Raw genomic sequence first — 529 nt, 5'->3', positions numbered from 1 at the left:
AGGAATATCAATGCAAAAGCACTGAATAATTTTTTTAATCTTATAGTGACTTAATTTACTGTTTTCTATCATGATTCTAGACTAACATATCTATTCTGCTAGTCTAGAGCCTTTGATTTTATCTTGATAATCATCATTACGACGCAATTAAGAAACGACGAGATTCTCCAGAACTCAGTGTTGCGATAGTTGGGTTTGGTTCTAATTGAACCGCTCTATCTGATTTCAGGGGGTATATTTTACTTTTTTCATCGGATCACTACGCTTCGCTACGTCTTGAGAAGCAATGCGTCTCATCTCAGAAAGTTTGGTCTCCGACAAACCCGGTACGGTTCAGCTGCTTAATGATTAAATCCTTATTCCGTCTGTCTTTACGTATGGTCACTGGCTTTGTGCAAAGTCTGATTAAACTTTGCGAATTAAATTGGATAGCTCCAGATTACACCACGCTTTGTAGAAGACAAAAGCATATTGATATTGTAATCAGCTACCAAAAAAGTAGCGATGGGCTGCATCTACTCATGGACTC

2 pseudogenes are annotated in these 529 nt (G+C 37.8%); one reads left to right on the top strand and one right to left on the bottom strand.

What is annotated here, in order from left to right:
• A pseudogene (locus L6C30_RS14725) lies at positions 1 to 72 on the bottom strand (IS1595 family transposase); the annotation flags it as partial.
• Positions 73 to 338: 266 nt separating this feature from the next.
• Here L6C30_RS14725 and L6C30_RS14720 point away from each other — a divergent pair.
• A pseudogene (locus L6C30_RS14720) lies at positions 339 to 529 on the top strand (transposase); the annotation flags it as partial.

The organism is Acinetobacter sp. KAM396 (assembly GCF_021602765.1).
Lineage (GTDB): Bacteria > Pseudomonadota > Gammaproteobacteria > Pseudomonadales > Moraxellaceae > Acinetobacter > Acinetobacter towneri_A.
Note: the sequence above shows the minus strand (reverse complement) of the source record. Positions and strands in the feature narration are given on the sequence as shown.